Annotated in this window: 18 protein-coding genes; 11 read left to right on the plus strand and 7 right to left on the minus strand. The window is 55.3% G+C overall.

Going from position 1 to position 18,421, the window contains the following annotated elements; genetic code table 11:
* Positions 1 to 197 precede the first annotated feature (197 nt).
* From AC4IHP_RS05920 to oxdA, 3 genes are all read right to left on the minus strand, one after another.
* Positions 198 to 722 (minus strand): group I truncated hemoglobin, encoded by a 525-nt coding sequence (locus AC4IHP_RS05920; RefSeq protein WP_490831150.1) that lies wholly within the window; start codon positions 720 to 722, stop codon positions 198 to 200.
* Positions 723 to 882: 160 nt separating this feature from the next.
* Positions 883 to 1,749 carry a transporter gene (locus AC4IHP_RS05925; RefSeq protein ID WP_123412564.1) on the minus strand — a complete coding sequence of 289 codons (867 nt, stop codon included), beginning with the start codon at positions 1,747 to 1,749 and terminating at the stop codon, positions 883 to 885.
* Positions 1,750 to 1,836: 87 nt separating this feature from the next.
* Positions 1,837 to 2,892, minus strand: a complete 1,056-nt coding sequence (gene oxdA / locus AC4IHP_RS05930) for an aliphatic aldoxime dehydratase (protein ID WP_085530704.1) — start codon at positions 2,890 to 2,892, stop codon at positions 1,837 to 1,839.
* 573 nt (positions 2,893 to 3,465) lie between these two features.
* Here oxdA and AC4IHP_RS05935 point away from each other — a divergent pair.
* Positions 3,466 to 4,401, plus strand: coding sequence for an AraC-like ligand-binding domain-containing protein (locus tag AC4IHP_RS05935; RefSeq protein WP_490831151.1), 936 nt, complete (start codon positions 3,466 to 3,468; stop codon positions 4,399 to 4,401).
* A 230-nt stretch (positions 4,402 to 4,631) separates the two neighbouring features.
* Here AC4IHP_RS05935 and AC4IHP_RS05940 read toward each other — a convergent pair whose 3' ends face one another.
* On the minus strand, positions 4,632 to 5,540 hold the full coding sequence (locus tag AC4IHP_RS05940; protein ID WP_405123612.1) for a carbohydrate kinase family protein: 909 nt from the start codon (positions 5,538 to 5,540) through the stop codon (positions 4,632 to 4,634).
* 61 nt (positions 5,541 to 5,601) lie between these two features.
* Positions 5,602 to 6,552, minus strand: coding sequence for an AraC family transcriptional regulator (locus AC4IHP_RS05945; RefSeq protein ID WP_490831234.1), 951 nt, complete (start codon positions 6,550 to 6,552; stop codon positions 5,602 to 5,604).
* 292 nt (positions 6,553 to 6,844) lie between these two features.
* On the opposite strand from AC4IHP_RS05945, the gene AC4IHP_RS05950 reads away from it, so the two are divergent.
* Genes AC4IHP_RS05950 through AC4IHP_RS05970 form a run of 5 tightly spaced genes read left to right on the plus strand, consistent with a single transcriptional unit; the run spans position 6,845 to position 11,971 of the window.
* Positions 6,845 to 8,155 carry an ABC transporter substrate-binding protein gene (locus tag AC4IHP_RS05950; RefSeq protein ID WP_490831152.1) on the plus strand — a complete coding sequence of 437 codons (1,311 nt, stop codon included), beginning with the start codon at positions 6,845 to 6,847 and terminating at the stop codon, positions 8,153 to 8,155.
* A 59-nt stretch (positions 8,156 to 8,214) separates the two neighbouring features.
* Positions 8,215 to 9,141 carry a carbohydrate ABC transporter permease gene (locus tag AC4IHP_RS05955; RefSeq protein ID WP_490831153.1) on the plus strand — a complete coding sequence of 309 codons (927 nt, stop codon included), beginning with the start codon at positions 8,215 to 8,217 and terminating at the stop codon, positions 9,139 to 9,141.
* A gap of 10 nt (positions 9,142 to 9,151) precedes the next feature.
* Positions 9,152 to 9,985 carry a carbohydrate ABC transporter permease gene (locus AC4IHP_RS05960; protein WP_013692786.1) on the plus strand — a complete coding sequence of 278 codons (834 nt, stop codon included), beginning with the start codon at positions 9,152 to 9,154 and terminating at the stop codon, positions 9,983 to 9,985.
* 57 nt (positions 9,986 to 10,042) lie between these two features.
* The gene (locus AC4IHP_RS05965; protein WP_405123616.1) at positions 10,043 to 11,140 is read left to right on the plus strand and encodes an ABC transporter ATP-binding protein; all 1,098 of its coding nucleotides are present in this window, start codon (positions 10,043 to 10,045) and stop codon (positions 11,138 to 11,140) included.
* Positions 11,141 to 11,197: 57 nt separating this feature from the next.
* The gene (locus AC4IHP_RS05970) at positions 11,198 to 11,971 is read left to right on the plus strand and encodes an L-iditol 2-dehydrogenase (protein ID WP_490831154.1); all 774 of its coding nucleotides are present in this window, start codon (positions 11,198 to 11,200) and stop codon (positions 11,969 to 11,971) included.
* Positions 11,972 to 12,096: 125 nt separating this feature from the next.
* Here AC4IHP_RS05970 and AC4IHP_RS05975 read toward each other — a convergent pair whose 3' ends face one another.
* Positions 12,097 to 12,828 (minus strand): RibD family protein, encoded by a 732-nt coding sequence (locus tag AC4IHP_RS05975; protein WP_490831155.1) that lies wholly within the window; start codon positions 12,826 to 12,828, stop codon positions 12,097 to 12,099.
* A gap of 199 nt (positions 12,829 to 13,027) precedes the next feature.
* The gene (locus AC4IHP_RS05980) at positions 13,028 to 13,708 is read right to left on the minus strand and encodes a class I SAM-dependent methyltransferase (RefSeq protein ID WP_490831156.1); all 681 of its coding nucleotides are present in this window, start codon (positions 13,706 to 13,708) and stop codon (positions 13,028 to 13,030) included.
* A gap of 365 nt (positions 13,709 to 14,073) precedes the next feature.
* On the opposite strand from AC4IHP_RS05980, the gene AC4IHP_RS05985 reads away from it, so the two are divergent.
* The 5 genes from AC4IHP_RS05985 (at position 14,074) to AC4IHP_RS06005 (ending at position 18,065) form a co-directional block, all read left to right on the plus strand.
* Complete coding sequence (locus tag AC4IHP_RS05985) at positions 14,074 to 14,571, plus strand: hypothetical protein (protein WP_405123620.1); 498 nt, start codon at positions 14,074 to 14,076, stop codon at positions 14,569 to 14,571.
* Entirely contained in the window at positions 14,568 to 15,323 is a 756-nt protein-coding gene (locus tag AC4IHP_RS05990) for a hypothetical protein (RefSeq protein ID WP_405123621.1), read from the plus strand. The genes AC4IHP_RS05985 and AC4IHP_RS05990 overlap by 4 nt, the downstream gene beginning before the upstream one ends.
* 106 nt (positions 15,324 to 15,429) lie before the next feature.
* A complete protein-coding gene (locus AC4IHP_RS05995; protein WP_405123622.1) occupies positions 15,430 to 15,783 on the plus strand; it encodes a cyclophilin-like fold protein in 354 nt (117 codons plus the stop codon).
* Positions 15,784 to 15,886: 103 nt separating this feature from the next.
* Positions 15,887 to 16,792 carry a LysR family transcriptional regulator gene (locus AC4IHP_RS06000; protein ID WP_405123623.1) on the plus strand — a complete coding sequence of 302 codons (906 nt, stop codon included), beginning with the start codon at positions 15,887 to 15,889 and terminating at the stop codon, positions 16,790 to 16,792.
* 52 nt (positions 16,793 to 16,844) lie between these two features.
* Positions 16,845 to 18,065 carry an XdhC family protein gene (locus tag AC4IHP_RS06005; RefSeq protein ID WP_490831235.1) on the plus strand — a complete coding sequence of 407 codons (1,221 nt, stop codon included), beginning with the start codon at positions 16,845 to 16,847 and terminating at the stop codon, positions 18,063 to 18,065.
* Positions 18,066 to 18,421 lie beyond the last annotated feature (356 nt).

Here is an 18,421-nt window from a genome sequence, read left to right on the forward strand (position 1 = left end):
GCTGGGCCGGTATAAAGCTATCTCCGCACATTGAGCGGTGCTTGGCTGAGGAGGACATTCGCTTGGTTGAGCGGGACTCGGGTGCCCGTTTTTTTATAGCCACACCACGGTAGACGCCGGCTGCCAGAGCGAGCTCTCGGCAGCCTGGAGGGCATGTATACGCCTCAGGGGTGTGGCTCAGGTCGTTGAATAACGTATCAACTCCCTGATTCAGGCGTGGCCGGTTTCTCAGATGACTTCCCGGGTTTTGGCCAGACAACCCCAACGCTTCTCATGCCTTTGGCGGGGTCCATTTCCGGGTGCGCGAGTACGACGTCCCGATAGGAGGGGCTCCCGATCACGGTCGGTTTGAACTTGATGAGGAAGTCATTGACCTCTTTGCGCAGATCCGGGGCCAGCCTGTAGTCGTCGTAGCACGCCTCGAGACAATCGAGCACGGCTTGCCAGTGCACCTCGGTCAGACCCATCCCGCGATGCGCGGCGACCATGTCTCTACCCCGGTATTTGGCGCTTCCACCCCAATGCTCGGAAAGGAAATCGACAAAATTGATGTGTTCCTTTTGGAACGTCGATTCCGACATATGGGCCCAGATGTGCCCGATGGCGGGGTGCCCCATTGTTTTTCTCAACACTGCGCCGGCGAACTGATAAATAGCGTCGTAGCCGCCAAGACGGGTATAGAGGGAGGGTTGTTGTTCCAGGGTGGGTTGCTGGTCGGTCATTGTCTGGTTACTCCGTTTCGGGTGAGAGGCATCTCATTAGCCAACTGTCGCGTTGGCACGATTGATACGGGATGCGAGGTCTTGCGACGGATCCAGGTTGAATTCGCCGTTGGGCGCACGCTTGGTTGATAAGGAAAACGGGTGGTAGAGACGGGCGGGTCTAAAAGACCCTGACGTAGCGCAGGTTCATGCGAAAGTCCTCTTTGGGGCCGTTCTCCACCGCAAGGTCGCGTCCAAGTTGCACCTGGAGCTGGTCCTTGGCGGTGAAAAACTTTCTGGCCGTGACACGGAAGTTGGTGGTTTCCATCCTGTCGTCCTGGTTGACGCCATCGATCTGGTTTTCCCCGCCCCAACTGTGGCCGAAGCCAATAGCCAGCGCAGTGGTCTCGTCGGGCATGTAGCGCCCCATTAACTGAGCGCCGTAGGAAACGTCCTGCTCCCGGCGGGCAGAGCTGGCGCCGAAGTCGTTGTTGTCTCCGTACCAGATGGCGTCACCGACGAGGTCGATGGCCCACTTCTCCGTGAAGTGCTTGACGTAAGCGGCCTGGAGATCAACCTTCCAACGGTTCTCGCCAAGGTTGAGCGCGTCGTCTTTGTCATAGTCACCAGTCGGCACGTACAAGTAAGCAGTCGCGCCGAGGGTGTCGTTGGCGTCGTTGAGACGGTACTTGAGCGGCGCTGTAAGAATGAGGTCGCCGATGCCGCTGGCGTCGCCCAGACCAGAAGCGTCACCACCGCCTGAGACATGACCGAAGGGCAACAGGAATTGCGGCTCGATGGTCAGCCGCTCGCTCAACTGGTAGATGTGTAGCAGACGCAGGATGCCAACATCGGACGTCAGGTTGAAATCGGAACTGGTCTTGTGCCCCTGGGAGTAGGCATTGTCCGTGGTGGAGTGCTGGTAGTAGAGCACGCCGATGGTCGCTCCAACGGGGAGCGGCTCGTAATCGCCAGGATCCACCTCGAGAGCGTGAGAGGAAAGGCTGGGGAGGAGGGCTGCGAGCGACAGGTAGCGGAACTGTTTCATGATCGAAGAACCTTTTTTCGGGCAAAAAGAGCCCCGCTATCGCCAGTCAGGCAACGCGCAGGGCTAAAAGTGGAGTCAGCGATGAAGTCAGGTGGGCGACACTTGCGCGTCGCGCATCATTCCAGTCTGCGGGTGGCAGTTGATGTACTCGAACAGTTGCTGGCTACCGTCCGCTACCGAGACCTCGTGATACAGCCGCAGCTTCGAAAGGCCTCCGATCACTCGGAAAAAAGTGGTGAAAATACGTAAGTGAGTGGGATGGGATTCTGCCCAGCGCTCCAGTTTGTCGAGCGATCGCCAGTGACCGATGTCATAGGCGATGTCGAGGAGATTGCCATCAAGGTCGATATTGCGTACGAAGCGGTTGCTATAGCAGCCCAGCGCCTGCCCCTCGTCACGCAGGAAGTTCATGCCGTCTTGCAGTGGCGGCAGCATCTCGTTGAAATAGAGCGCGCGCTCTTCCTCGCCGGCCTCGACCCAGTCTTGCCCAGAGCGGATCAGCGTCAGGTTGTCGTGGCCGCGTACCACGACCCTACCGCCTTTGGCGGGATCGCCTGAAATGACTTGCAGTTCGCTGGTCGGCTGCATCCAGTCGGTCTGTGAGATAGCAAAGCGGTCGCGCGCCGAGCCCCAGTAGCCGTGCTCCTCAATCTCGCCGCTGATGCCGTCCATGACCGCGCCGACACCTGGCAAATCGTCCTTGAATGCATACAGCGTCTCGAACTGCTCGGCACGTGGTGCGATGACCTCGCGGAAATACCCCAGCCCCTCGTTCAGGCGTGCCTCGTCGCCCCACCAGTCGGCTACAGGTGCTGAAAGTAACCAGCGGTGATAGGCGGCGGGATCACGCCAGTAGCCCACGGCGATGAAGTTTCCATAACCCTGATTGTCGAGGTGGTAGGTCAGGTCATGATTCCCAGGGCCATCGGCGAGGGCAAAGCTGGCGTCTATGTAGCGCATGGCCTGCAGGGCGGCGGCGCGTTGTTCGTCGCGAAATTGCACCCCGAGGTAGGCCATCACAACTTGCTTCACGTTTTCGTCAGCTCGCCCCACAAACATCGGGAAAGGTGGCTTGTAATCGTCGTGAACACGACGGGACAAAGTCCGGGGACATTTGAGATGTTTATCGATTGCAGATTCCATGGGGGGCTCCTTTATTTCCGTCTCAAACGGACGGTTCGCTGTTCTACATTCCAGTGGCTGTTGTTGTTTTGCGGTGGGTATTACTCCATCGGCGTTGCAGCACCAAGGTCCCGAGCTGCACCAGGTAAGTGGCAAACTCTTCGGGTGCCATGTCCCATCGCTGTAAAAACCAGGATGAATCGGACAGCCGCTGCTGTTCTCGTAGTTGCATGACCCACCTCGTCATTCGTGTTTGTAGGGACTACGGCATGGAGTGAAAATTATCGAGGGGAGATGGAATGCGCTTGGCTCGAATGGACAACCGTTTGGTTAAAAAGGACAGGTGTAAATGGCCGGCATATCTATGCCCAGCAATGGTGCGGGGCTCGTGAAATAAGGGGCGATTCGCCCCGAGAAGTTGCAAGGAGACTGTCTAGGAAGATCTACCCACTCATACGCCAGCCAAGTATTTCGGTTGCCATCGTGTAGTGCGTCTGGCAGCTGGAATAAGGCCCTGGGGTGGCCTGCTAATTGCTTGGCTCGCAAAAACGTTACCCCGCTTTTTTGTTGAATCGCTGCCGATAGGTGAATGCAATGAGCCAGACATGTCACTATTCGACCCTTGCCGTAACGGCACCACTCCGCTTCGATTACTGGAAAGATGTGGTCTGTCATCACTGCCTGGACGCCGACAGCAAACTGCTGGCGCAGAGCGATTTCGATGGGGTGTTGGAGGTGCATAGCATGGGGGCATTGGACATTTGCACGTTGTCCGCACCCTTGCACTATTGGGAGCGGTCCGCCCAGCACCTACGCAGTGATCCTAATGACGATTTGTGGTTGGGCTTTACCAGGAGCGGTTATGGCGAACTGGAACAGGCTGACCGACGGACGAAGCTCACCGCGGACGATCTGTTTCTTTATGACGCATCCCAGCCGTTCAGATTCAGCTTTGGTGGTACCGACAACCACCTTGTGCGCATTCCGCGACAGTTGGTGAGTCAGCGATTGCCCGGCATAGCCGATTGCACAGCTTTGGTACTGGATGATCGTCGCCCTGGAGTGATTCCGTTACGCGAGATGTTACGTCAAGCCGCAGGTATGCCTTCAGGGTTCCCTAGCACGGGGGCATCCAGTCGTTATTCCAGTACGTTGATCGACCTTCTAGTGGTCAGCCTGGAACTCCAGGATTTAAAGCAGACTCATGATGAGCTGGACCTGTATGGCCGAATAATGAATTACATCCACCAACACATGACTGAGGTGGACTTGTCGCTCGAACGCATTGCTCAAGCTCACCATGTCTCCACGCGCACTGTGACGCGCGCTTTTGCTCGTCATCAGAAATCGCCGGTCGCGGAAATTTGGAAGGCGCGATTGCTCGCGAGCCGCGACGCTATTGAGCGCGGTCAAGTTCGCAGTATTTCTCAGGCGGCGCTGGATTTCGGCTTCTCCGACTTCTCTCATTTCAGCCACGCTTTTCGCAAGGCATTTGGCATTGCACCTCACACTCTCATGCGGCGAGAGTAACATCGGGTAGCCTTATCGTTTCTGAAATGACAGACAGTTGAAAGTGATCATTTACCGAAGCGTAGTACCAGCGCTGATAACAGCTTCGCATGCGCTGCTGCATGACAAACCAAGTGAAAACATTTCAACCTCGCTCGTGATTGACATTGGACACTCTTGGGAAACTGAATTAACGAGTATCTTGAGCCCCGCCTGCTGATCGAAGGCGGTACTCTATGCGAGCTTCCGCACTAGTGGCGCATGTGACTTGACAGCAAGTTGTTCACTTCTTCACGGCCAGGCGCGTAAGACCCTGCATGTGAGCAAGACACCGACGCACAAGCCGCGGAGAACTCCAATCGTGCACGCGGCTCTTGAAAGCCTAGAAGTGTCGAGGCGAGCCAGCCGGCCATACTCGAATCGCCGGCACCCACCGTATCAGCGACTTCAACGGCGATCGCGGGCTGTTCAAACTTTAGATCGGCGTCATACAACACCATGCCTTTCGCTCCACGGGTGAAAAGAATCTGGGCACGAGTATTCATTGTTCGCAATTCTCGAAGGGCCTGTTCTTCGTTCAATCCAGGGTATATCTGGCGAAGATCCTCATCCGAGAGCTTGATGATGTCTGCAAGCTCCACCATGGACGGGAAAGTCAGCTCGCGGTAGCGGGTGTCCATCAGGTTGCGCCAGTTCGGGTCATAGCTAATCAGCTTGCCTTCTTCCTTGGCCCTCCTGGCCACCTCAACAAGCCTGTCCCCCAATGGCTGACGGGCAAGGCTGATACAGCTGAAGTGACAGAGTCGAGCGGCATCCAACCAACCTGCCGGAAGTTGGTCGACATCAAAAAGAAGATCGGCCTCGCCCGCAAAGAAATACCGGGGAGGGTGGCTGGATGGCACGATCGCTACCAGAGGGTCAGCGTCAACTCTCTGGAGGAATCTCATGTCCAGGCCGGCCGCTTTCGATTGTTGTGCGATCTCATCGCCCAATGAGTCGGTACTGATCGAGCCGGCGAATGCAGTGGGCACGCCGAGGCGGCTCATCGCGCGGGCCACGTTCCAGGGGGCGCCACCCGGATAGCCCTGCCACCGTCCGGGCGAGTGTTGAACCACGTCGGTCAGTGCTTCACCAAACACCACTACGCTCGGCAATTGCATATTCATTCTCTCTTGTATCGGGCTGGGGACACTCTCGTGTGTCACATCGATAGACTTGGTCTCACCGCACCTGCGTGATCGGTAGCGGTGGGTGAGCACTGTCTCGGTTGAAGAGCTTCACGGTAGTGATACGCCGGTAGTCGCTCGGGGTCTGATGCATTTCATGACGGAAGTGGCGATTGAAATTGGAGACGTTTTCGTATCCGACCTCAAAGCAGATTTCGGCGACCGAAAGCTGTGTCTGGACGAGTAGCCTACATGCACGCTGGATACGCAGCTTGCGCATCAGGTCCATGAATCCGTGGCCAGTGATTCGTTTGAAAAAGCGCGAAAAACCGGCCTCACTCATTCCAACCCGCTCTGCGATGACGGTTAGCCGGACGTCGGACGTGAGCTCATTGATCAGGTAGTCGAATGCCTGATTGATTCGCTCCGAGCTGCGTTCGTTCAGTGAAGGCGAGTAGCAGGCGCTGGCCAATATCCGAATTTCGCGCTTTGGCGCTCTTGCGAGGGTACCTATCAGTTGCAGGAACATGACCAGGCGCTGAAGCCCCGTCGCCTCGCCGATTGCCTCAAGCAGCAAAGCCGCTTCGATGGCTGTCCTCCCAGTAAATTCGATACCGCGTCGTGCCATCTCAAACAGCGTTTTCAGCTCCGATAGCTCAGGCAATGAACCTCGGAGGTCGAGCAGGGCGGCGCCATCAAACTGCAGCACCACGTCGCGGCCTGCGAGCTGTTCTCCCGGCGCGATATCTCCCATCCAGTCATGGGGAAGACCTGGGCCGATCAGTGCGACATGACCTTCGGTGAAGGGTCCGATGTAATCGCCAGCCAAAAGCTTGCCGCTTCCTTTTCGAATCAGGTGGATTTCATATTCCGGATGGTGGTTCCAGCGGGCGAGGGCGTATGGATAGTCGTGCTCGTACCATCGGAAGCTCTGATCGGGTTCGGGAAGAATGACTTCAAGGTCGGCGGGTCGGTGCTCGAATAAAGCAGCGCGGTTATCAGGCATCTCGTGCCCCTTTTTATAGTTATGCGGTGGATCGAATGCGCCAACCATACGCCGAATTCGTCCAGGACTGCTAGCCCAGCTATTGCAGCTTGTTGATACTTTTTTAACCCTCGTGGCTGTCGGTTATCGCGATCAAAAAAGTATCGATCCGGCGTCCGCGATTCGTTTGAGGGCGGGGCGCGCAGGTGATCTAATCAATTCGCCCACCACTGCAATGCGGTCGTGTTTTGCTCACAAGTGGTGAACAACAACAATAATAGCTCCGGTCATCTGGCTTGGAGTGGAGAGCCCCATGAAGATTACGAATGCGCTAATTCTTTCTACTGGTCTGTCATTCGCCCTTGCCAGCCATGCCGCTGAGACGCTGACCATCGCGACGGTCAACAACGGCGACATGATCCGAATGCAACGGCTATCCAAGATCTTCGAGCAGCAGCATCCCGACATCAAACTGAACTGGGTCGTGCTCGAAGAGAACGTTCTGCGTCAGCGCCTGACCACTGACATTGCCACTCAAGGTGGCCAGTTCGACGTGTTGACCATTGGTACCTACGAGACCCCGATGTGGGGTGCCAAGAACTGGCTAGAGCCGATGAAGGACCTCCCGGCCGGCTACGAAGTCGACGATATCTTTCCTGCCGTGCGTCAGGGCCTTTCCGTTAACGATACGCTCTACGCATTGCCGTTCTACGGCGAAAGCACCATCACCTACTACCGCACCGATCTGTTCAAGGGTGCAGGATTGACGATGCCGGAACAGCCGACCTGGTCGCAACTGGGCGAGTTTGCTGCCAAGCTCAATGATCCTTCGAAGGATCAATATGGCATGTGCTTGCGTGGCAAAGCTGGCTGGGGCGAAAACATGGCCTTGCTTACGACGATGGCCAACGCCTTCGGGGCGCGTTGGTTCGATGAGAAATGGCAGCCTGAATTCAGTGGTCCTGAGTGGAAGGCAGCAGCGACGTTTTATATTGATACTCTGAAGAAATACGGGCCTCCGGGAGTATCCAGTAACGGGTTCAACGAAACACTGGCCCTTTTCAACAGTGGAAAATGCGCGATTTGGGTTGATGCAAGCGTGGCTGGATCTTTCACCACCGATAAGGAGCAAAGCCGGGTAGTAGACAGCGTAGGTTTCGCTCCTGCGCCTATTGAGGTTACCGACAAGGGGTCCTCGTGGTTATATGCCTGGTCATTGGCAATTCCCGCCACCTCCAAGCACAAAGAGGCTGCCAAATCGTTCGTCACCTGGGCCACCTCCAAAGAGTACATCCAACTCGTGACCGACAAGGATGGCATCACGAACGTGCCACCCGGTACACGCATCTCGACCTACAGCGACGCTTACCTCAAGGCCGCGCCGTTTGCTCAGGTAACGTTGCAAATGATGAAGCACGCTGACCCCTCGCAGCCTTCAGCCAAACCTGTTCCCTACGTAGGCATTCAGTACGTGGTGATCCCCGAGTTTCAATCGATCGGTACATCTGTAGGCAAGCTTTTCTCCGCAGCATTGACAGGACAAATGTCGGTTGAGCAAGCGCTGGCTTCTGCCCAGTCCACAACCGAGCGCGAGATGAAGCGTGCGGGCTATCCCAAAAAATAAATAGCCCCTTACCTCCGCCGGCTTAGCGCCGGCGGTCACAGCCGCACAGGTAAATAATCATGAACACTTCCATTATTCGAGCCCAGCTTGCGGCCTCGGCGCCATCACGCGCACGCCGTTTGATCAATCCAGGATGGTTTCTGGTGTCGCCATCGGTTGCACTTTTATTGCTCTGGATGATCGTGCCGCTGGCCATGACCGTTTATTTTTCGGTGATTCGGTACAACCTGCTCAATCCAGGGGAAAACGAGTTCGTTGGCCTGGAAAACTTTGCCTATTTCGTGACAGATTCGGGTTTTCTTCCCGGAGCGCTTAACACGTTGATATTGGTGGGCAGCGTGCTGATGATCAGCGTAATTTTTGGTGTCTTGATTGCAGCCTTGCTTGAGGCGAGCGAGTTCTTTGGACGCGGCATAGTCAGGGTGCTGCTCATTTCGCCGTTTTTTATCATGCCGACCGTGGGTTCGCTGATCTTCAAGAACCTGATCTTCCACCCTGTCTCCGGGATCCTCGCGACGGTATGGAAATTCTTCGGGGCACAACCCGTCGATTGGCTGGCTCATTACCCACTTTTCTCGATCATTGTCATCGTTTCCTGGCAGTGGTTGCCTTTTGCGATCTTGTTGCTGATGACCGCTATGCAGTCGCTCGATCAAGAGCAGAAGGAGGCCGCTCGCTTGGATGGGGCGGGTGCCCTGGCCATCTTCTGGCACTTGACCCTGCCACATTTGGCCAGGCCCATTGCCGTGGTGGTGATGATCGAGACGATTTTCCTGTTGTCGGTTTTTGCAGAAATCTTCACCACGACAAATGGCGGACCTGGGTTCGCTTCGACCAACCTCGCCTATCTGATTTACAACCAGGCACTGGTGCAGTTCGATGTGGGCATGGCCTCGGCCGGTGGCCTGATTGCGGTGGTGATCGCCAACATCGCGGCGATTGTGCTGGTGCGCATGATTGGCAGGAACCTGACCGACAAATCCTGAGGACAACGCCATGATGACGCTCAAACAATCCCGGTCCCTGCAAAGCGTACTGCTCGGCACCTTGGCCTGGGTCACCGCTTTGCTGTTGTTCTTTCCGATCTTCTGGATGGTGCTTACCAGTTTCAAGACAGAGATCGACGCCTTCGCTACGCCGCCACAGTTCATCTTCATGCCTACGCTGGAGAATTACTTGCACATCCAGGAGCGCAGTGACTACTTCCACTTCGCGTGGAACTCGGTGCTGATTTCCTTCTCTGCTACAGCGTTGTGCATGCTGATCGCGGTGCCGGCGGCCTACTCGATGGCGTTCTATGAGACCAAGCGCACCAAGCAGACGCTGCTTTGGATGCTATCGACCAAGATGCTTCCTCCAGTTGGGGTGCTCATGCCTATTTACCTTCTGGCGAAGGGGGCGGGGTTGCTGGATACCCGGATCGCGCTGATCGTGATCTACACCCTGATCAACCTGCCAATCGTGGTGTGGATGATTTACACGTACTTCAAAGACATCCCCCGCGAGATTCTGGAGGCGGCCAGACTGGACGGCGCGACCCTGGGGCAGGAGATGCTGCGCGTGCTGCTGCCCATTAGCAAGGGTGGGTTGGCCTCGACCATGCTGCTGTCGATGATCCTGTGCTGGAACGAGGCCTTCTGGTCGCTCAACCTGACGAGCTCCAGCGCCGCGCCTCTGACCGCGCTGATCGCTTCCTACTCGAGCCCCGAGGGGTTGTTCTGGGCGAAGCTTTCCGCGGTTTCCACGTTGGCTTGCGCACCTATCTTGATCTTCGGCTGGATCAGCCAGAAGCAACTGGTTCGTGGGCTGTCCTTCGGTGCCGTCAAATGATGACGTCGAGCATCCACTGAATTCGCGAAGGCTCAAATTTCATACAGGACTTTACGCATGGCCACTTTGAAAATAGAAAATCTCAAGAAGGGTTTCGAGGGACTGTCCATCATCAAGGGCATCGATCTCGAGGTTAAGGACAAGGAATTTGTGGTGTTCGTAGGGCCTTCGGGGTGTGGAAAGTCGACCCTGTTGCGCCTGATTGCAGGTTTGGAAGACGTCACGAGCGGTACGATCGAGCTCGACGGCCGAGACATCACTGAGGTGACTCCTGCCAAGCGAGACCTGGCCATGGTATTCCAGACCTATGCTCTATATCCGCACATGACGGTACGCAAGAATTTGTCATTTGCCTTGGATCTGGCCGGTGAGAAGAAGCCGGATGTGGAAAGGAAGGTCGCTGAGGCCGCAAGGATTCTCGAACTTGGTTCTCTACTCGACCGCAAGCCTAAGCAGTTGTCAGGTGGTCAGCGCCAACGAGTCGCCATTGGACGTGCGATTGTCCGAAATCCGAAGATTTTCCTTTTCGACGAGCCTCTGTCGAACCTTGATGCTGCCCTTCGTGTACAGACGCGCCTTGAGCTGTCCCGACTGCATAAGGAACTGCAGGCAACCATGATCTACGTGACCCATGACCAGGTCGAGGCCATGACGCTCGCCACCAAGGTGGTTGTGCTTAACGCAGGACGGATCGAGCAGATTGGCTCGCCGCTCGAGCTCTACCATCATCCTGCCAACCTATTCGTTGCCGGCTTCCTTGGGACACCAAAAATGGGATTCTTGCAGGCGACTGTGCATGCCGTGCATGCATCGGGGGTTGAGGTTGGATTCGCCTCTGGAACCACTTTGCTCATTCCACGCGACAGCAGTGCATTGTCGGTCGGGCAAACCGTGACGATCGGGATACGGCCGGAGCATTTAACCCTGGGCGCTGAAGGCCATGTGCCGGTCACGACGGATGTCACCGAGCGCCTGGGCAGCGATACTTTCTGCCACGTAAATGTCGATTCAGGAGAAAGCCTGACGGTACGTGTCCAGGGGGATTGCGAAGTGCCGTACGCCGCCCGGCGCTATCTCACCCTCGATGTCGCTCATTGCCATCTATTTGATGAGAGCGGTCTTTCGGTAAGCCCTGCGGCATCACGCGCAGCCTGACTTCCATCAGGCGCGTTCTTTCGATGAAGCGCGCCACGAACCACAAAGGTAGATTCAATGAAACGTCTCGAAGGTAAAAGCGCTTTGATCACTGGTTCCGCGCGCGGTATTGGCCGCTCGTTTGCCCTGGCCTATATCGGTGAAGGCGCTACGGTCGCTATCGCCGACATCAATCTGGAAAGAGCTCAAGCGACAGCCTCCGAGCTTGGGCCGCAAGCTTACGCGGTGGAGATGGACGTTACCCGCCAGGCGTCCATAGATGCAGCAATCGCCGAGGTTGTTGCCCACGCAGGAAAGCTGGACATCCTTGTGAACAACGCGGCGTTGTTCGATCTTGCACCGATCACCGAGATCACTCGAGAAAGCTACGACAAGCTTTTTGCAATCAATGTCAGCGGGACGCTGTTCACGCTTCAGGCAGCAGCGAAGCAGATGATCATTCAGGGGCATGGCGGGAAGATCATCAACATGGCCAGCCAGGCGGGTCGCCGCGGTGAGGCGCTGGTAGGCGTCTATTGCGCCACTAAGGCGGCCGTCATCAGCCTTACGCAGTCTGCTGGCCTCAACCTCATCAAGCACAATATCAATGTCAATGCGATCGCCCCGGGGGTTGTCGATGGCGAACACTGGGACGGTGTCGACGCGCTCTTCGCCAAACACGAGAACCGACCACTAGGTGAGAAGAAGCGGCTGGTCGGCCTTGAAGTTCCGTATGGGAGAATGGGTACGGCAGAGGATCTGGTAGGAATGGCTATTTTCCTGGCGGGCTCGGAGAGCGATTACGTCGTCGCACAAACGTACAACGTCGATGGCGGGAACTGGATGAGCTGAGTCAGAAGGAGGGGCGGGCGACAGGAGAGCAGCACATTTTCCGATCAACCGGCGGTTCGACTGATCATACTGCCCGACTCATGATAGCCGGGCAGTGTGAATCACCCACCGATAGATGCCATGTGTCATGTGCGCAATGGCGCCTTCGCAACGAGGTATCTGGCCCAGATGAAACCATCCTCGATTGTTTGCGTACTGATATGGCGTAGCGACTGGCCGGACGCAGGGCGTTCATCTGACTGGCCGTGGTATTCAAATATGCTGGGTACCCCGCTCAAGCCATCTATTCCAGGGTAAATCAAAAGGCTGATCTCATCGATCAGGCCGGCCTTCAAAAAAGTCCCGTTGGTCACGCCGCCGCCTTCGAGTAGCAGGGTCTTCAGTCCAAACTGAGTGCCTAGCATCGCTAACGCTTGCTCAAGGTTTATACAATTAGGGCCTGCGAAGAGGTAGGAAACGCCCTGATTTCGCAACGCCTGCAAATAGTCATCCGATACCGAGTCTCCGAGAATGGAGATAATCCGATGCCCGCCATCGATGGTATTCGTCTGGTAGTGCAGCTTCCCGGAGGGGTCAATCACGATTGCAACCGGGGCCCCTGGTTCATGCGCAATGGAGTGGCGCCGCGTGCCACCGCTGTGTTCCACAACTAGCGGTGGTTTTGAAGAGATGCCATCGAATGCTTCCATGGTCGTTCGACCTATGATGAAACCGTCGCCGCGCAAGCGGTCGGCAATGAACTCGTAGTGGTTGCAAATGGTTTGCTCGCTGCCCCCGTTCGGGAGAGGTGTCCATCGAGAAGACACGAGGCGGCCGTCCAGTGAGCTGATCATGTGGCATATGATTCGAGGGGGCATGAGTTGTAAATCCCATCAGAATTGATATGCGGTCTGCTATCAGGATAGGTTAATGACAGCGTGACCGTAGTTATTGTTGTCGTGTTACCGGGGTGTTTCTGATGACCGATGGAGACATGCTTTGTCCGCAAGGAACTTGCAGTTGATCAAGGTCATCAGGTTTGCGGCTTGAGGCTACATAGAACGTTTCAATATCCCGTCATCTCTTGCGCAATACATACACTCGCCACATGGCGTAGTACGGTATGAAGTCCAATGACTTTTGGATGCAGAAACCGGCCTGCTCAAACTCTGCCTCTACGGTAGCAGCAGGTAATACGAACCTGTTTTGATAACCGTCCTGTTCACCTTTGTTGCGACGGCGCACTTCGGCGCGTTTGCGTTTCCAAGCCTTGAAGTTGCCGTCCACCCATAGCGAGATAATCACGCTGTCGCGGGTGACACGGTGAAATTCACGCAATATCGCCATCCTGTGCTGGGCGTCTCCGATGTGATGCAGCAAGCGCATGCAGAATATGCTGTCGACCGAATTGTCCGGCAGATCGATATCAAAGGCAGACGTTTGCAACGGGCGTACCCGCTTCACCACATCGGCAGGCTGAGCGACAGTTGCGACTTTCAACATGGACGCTGAGTTGTCGGCACCGATGATCACCCGACTGGATTTCTGCGCCAGCAAGGGCCAAAAACGCCCGGCTCCACAAGGCAAGTCCAGGACCAGCCCAGGCTCACCCGCTAAGGTCAACGCCAACCTGGCCAGTTGTTCATCGCGTCTGTGGGATAACCGCCGAGCCAGATTATCCTGATGCTTGAGCAAATAATTCCGTGCGTGCTCATCGTCGTACTTTTCGGAAAATTCAAGCTTGATCGGAGATGGCATCAATGGGACTCCACTTGTTGAGAAAAATCTTTCACGGGACTGGAGCAGTAGATCCTTGTTCCGACATGGGGCAGTCAAGGCTTTGGAGGCACAGCCCGAGGGGCCGTGGCGTGATTTTACGACAGGGACAATGGAGCACTAGCGGCATGGATTGCATATAACCATGAGCTGGATTGATGGGTGGCCGCCCGGAGCACCACGGCAAGGCAGGAGAATTGATAAATCTCATTCATGGCTTCAATCGCTGCGCGGTATTTCAGTTTTATCGTCAGCTGATACCTTGGCAGGCATCAATTTTGGGGTGTCGGCTTAAAAGCAGGGCGGCTCGTAACGTAGACAGTGAAGCAAGCAAAGAGACCTGACGGATGAAAAGAAAGGTTTGGCAGTTGGGGTTTGGCACTCTGCTTCTGACCTTCGGGTTGTCCCCGGATGGAACAGGCCCGACATTGGCCTGGGCCGAACCGAATGCCGTGACGTTTCCACCGCTCGATCAATTGGAGCATTACACGACTGTACGACGCGGCGTGACCAGGGAGCACATGCTCACCAGCCAGGCCGCGCTTGATGCTCTTCAAACGGGTCAACCTGTCCCTGCGGGGTCACATGTCGTCTTGGTGGATTACCAGAGTGATGTTCTCGAGCGGTATCTGGTTGCGCAAAAAACGGGCGCCGGAATTGACGACTGGGCGTACCAATGGTTCTGGCCGGATCAAACGGTGAAGGTCGACGAGAAAGTGGGCCAATGCTATGCCTGCCATCAGCGGTCGCGCAGGGAACAGAGTTACATGTTCACCTTGGACGAGGCGCTGAATTTCAAAGTTTCTGCTGGACACGAAAAACTTCAGTCGAGCACTTCCCCTTGAAAATGGCCCTTATCAAACGCTTCGCGCTTCCGCTCGTGATGACCACGCTGCTGTTGTGTTCGCTCGCCTATTGGTGGCTCGATAATCTGGCACACGAGGTCTTTGGTGCTGTCCTGTTTTCACTGATCGGCTGGCACGTCGTCGGGAACCGAAAAGGGCTTATACGAATGTTTAAGGCCCCTTATGACCTAGGTGGCGTCGTCTCTCTTGTATGGCACTTATTATTAATCGTTGCTGTCGTTACGTTGCTGGTGACAAGTGCTCTGATTTCAAAATCGGTGATTACTCTTTTTACTTTCCGAGAAAACTTTTACATACGTGATGTTCATTGGTTCGTAGCTTACTGGGTGGTCATCTTGGTAGGCAGTCATGTGGGCGTGCACTGGGCGCGAGTCATGGCCATATTAGGTTCGGCTTTGAAATTGAATTATCAAAGCACGCCAAGAACAATGGCACTTCGTATTGCAGCAGTTTTGATGGCGGAGTACGGAATCTGGAGTTTCTCGGTACTGGGCGCGTGGACTAAATTAACGTTCAATCCCAGCTTGGACTTCTGGGATTTCACGGTCGCGGTTGCCCCGTTTTTCGAGCATTGGGTTGCGGTACTCTGCCTCGTCGCGATCACCTCTCATTATGTGATGGTGGTTGCGCGAGCGGTCGTGCGGCGCACCGCGTTAACGATTGAAGCCGATTCTCCAGCGAATAAAAAGTTATCCGTTGACCCTCAACTCACCAGTTTGAGAGAACGTTAACCACGGTGACCGACACGCGAGCATCCTGGTTTTTAACATTTCCGAAGGTGATCAATCCAATGCAGGTCACCGCAGGCGGTGCCCATCGGACCCAAGCAGAGCCATTATGAAAATACGTATCGATCACGCAGACGGTCCGGTTACGGCAACGCTCGACAACAACGATGTCTCCAAGGATTTCGTTAAGCAGCTTCCGATGAAGCTGACACTGGAAGACTACGCCTCGACCGAAAAAATCAGCGACCTGCCCAAGCCATTGTCGACACAGGGCGCTCCAGCAGGCTTTACCCCTTCGGCGGGGGACCTCGCTTTTTATGCGCCGTGGGGAAATCTCGCGATTTTTCTTAAGGGCTTCAAGTATTCGAGTGGCCTTATCAAACTTGGCAGGATTGATTCCGGTCTGGAAATACTCGCGCGACCCGGGCCTCTAAAAGTGACGATCACTCTGGTGCGTGATTGATCCATCCCCAAAACATCAAATCCACGCTGATAAAGCTGCCTTTGGTGTCTGAGTGGCGGTTCGGTCCTGTGTTCACACGTTTCACACTAACGGCAGAGAACTAATGCAGCTGACCCGTGCCAACTTTGGCGATTTTATCTACTTTCTAGCCGTCGCCCGCCATTTAAGCTTCAGCCGCGCGGGCGTTGAAGTAGGGATCAGCGCATCTGCGCTAAGCCATGCGATCAAAGGGCTGGAGGCGAGACTGGGTGTACGTTTGCTCAATCGCACGACTCGAAGCGTCACGCTGACGGCAGCCGGTCAGGAACTGCTGGCGTTGATAAGCGAACCGGTCGACAAAATTGATCAGGCCATTGAGTTGTTGAATAAGTTTCGTGACGAGCCCACGGGTCGCATACGCCTGAATGTTTTCAGTGACGCGGCGCTCCTTTTGTTGGCCCCCGTGTTATCGACATTTGCCCATCGTTATCCCGATATCGAAGTCGAAGTCTCAACGACCAACAGCATGGTGGATATCGTAGAAGGAGGCTTTGACGCCGGGATCAGGTATGGCGCTACAGTACCTGAAGGCATGATTGCCCAAAGCCTTTCGCCCCCTGTTCGATGGGTCGTGGTCGGAGCCCCCGATTACCTCGAAAGATGTGGCACGCCGCTGCATCCAGAGGATCTGAAGCAGCACAGTTGTTTAAGGTTCCGGCTAGGCAACGGTCGGATGTACAACTGGGAGTTCGAGAAGGAGGGGGAAAAATTAGAGATTCCAGTGTCTGGAAGTGTCGTGCTGGATGAAACGCGGATGATGCTCGCCATGGTCACCCGAGGAGCGGGGCTGACCTACTGTGCCGAACCCATTGTTGCGCCGCTGGTCGCGGAAGGGATTTTACAAATGGCTTTAGAGGATTGGGTCAGTGAAGGTCCAGGTTTCCATATCTATTACTCAAGCTACCGGCAAGTGCCCATTGCTCTACGTTTGCTGATTGAGTTGATCAAAGAGCTGCGCCCGCTTGGATAGTTGGCGGTGGCCAGTAGTTTTGACTGATTCGATTTGGGGAGAGAAGTCTGATATGTCCAGCTTGAACGCATTGCTTGACGTCATCGAATGCGAACAAATCGAGGCCCGGGAGTCTGTACTCGCCACTGTTGTGAAAGTCGAGGGTTCAGCTTATCGCCGTCCGGGTGCGCGCATGCTCGTGTCGCAATATGGGCGTCCCGAGGGCACTATCAGTGGCGGCTGTCTGGAGGGTGACGTAGTACGAAAAGCCTGGTGGTTGAGTGAGACGGGCCCGGTGATTCGTAGCTACAGCACTGCCGAGGCTACAGACGAAGAGGGTGGTGAAGACGCGCTCGGTTTCGGGCTGGGCTGCAACGGTAAAGTGTATGTCTTGTTTGAGCGAATACCAGCACAAAAGCAATGTGCTCTGCTTGATGCGTTGCGCAATGTCAGGAACAAGCAAATACCCGTGGCAATCGCCACAGTGATAGCGTGCTCGCGCAACAGCCGAGCAGATGTCGGAAACCGCGTGTTCCTGGAACCTGGTGCTGCGCCCCTCGGAGGCCTCCACCATCCTGGACTGAATGAGCGAATTGCCGCGGATCTGCGTCTCACCCTCGATCGGCAAAAGTCTTCGCTTCAGCACTACGCCGAGGGTCCTACAGAGATAGAAGTGTTTCTTGAGTACATCGCTCCCGCACCGAGAGTGATAATTTTTGGTGCCGGTCATGATGCGCAACCGCTGGTGCGTATGGCGAAAATCCTCGGCTGGCATGTCACAGTTATTGATAGCCGTTCCCATTTCGCCCGCCCGGAACGTTTTCCCGAGGCGGATTCGGTATTGAACGCCCATATCGGCGAATCTTTCGAGTTTCTGGAGTTAGTGGAGGGAGCATTTGTCGCGGTGATGTCCCATAGCATCAGCCAGGATGCTCATTGGTTGAAAGGCTCATTGCAAGGAAACCCCCGTTACATCGGTCAGCTTGGACCGCGTGCCCGGACCGAGCGTTTGCTTGATGAAATAATCAGACAGACAGATCAACTGCCTGCGCGTGACCGATTGCACTACCCCATGGGTTTGGACATAGGTGGAGACACACCAGAAAGCGTAGCGATGGCGGTGCTTGGGGAGATGCAAGCGGTCATGCACGGGCGAGCGGGGGCGAGTTTGAAGTTGCGGGCTTCAACGATTCACGAAAACGATCGGCTTGAATCGAGTTGTTCTCGGAGCACTTTTGCGTCTGAACAGCAGAGGTCTGGAGTTGACGGTCCTGCTGGTGTTGGGTTCGCATAAGTGTAACAAAGCACTTGAGTCAGACCTGACCCAAACTCACTAATTGCCATGCAATGATGTGCTGATTACTCGATATAGAGCATTGTCGAAATGCCGCAAAACATTGAAAACATTTTATTGCTGAATATCCCTCATTGGTGATTTCAGTAAAGGTGGGCTAATCCCCAGGCATCTCGATTGTTAGCATGGCCACATAACAATCCAATGCGCAGCGCATTGGCTCATCGGGTTATTAACCCGGCCAATAAGCTTGATCTCGCACCGCGCCTCTTGCGCGTACTTGCCGAACTCTTTCTTCCATTGCCACCAGCAGCTGTTTCAGCCTGTGCTGCGGCAGTTTGCAAACTCCTGCGCGC

The sequence above is a fragment of the Pseudomonas sp. UF-293 genome (assembly GCF_058245595.1).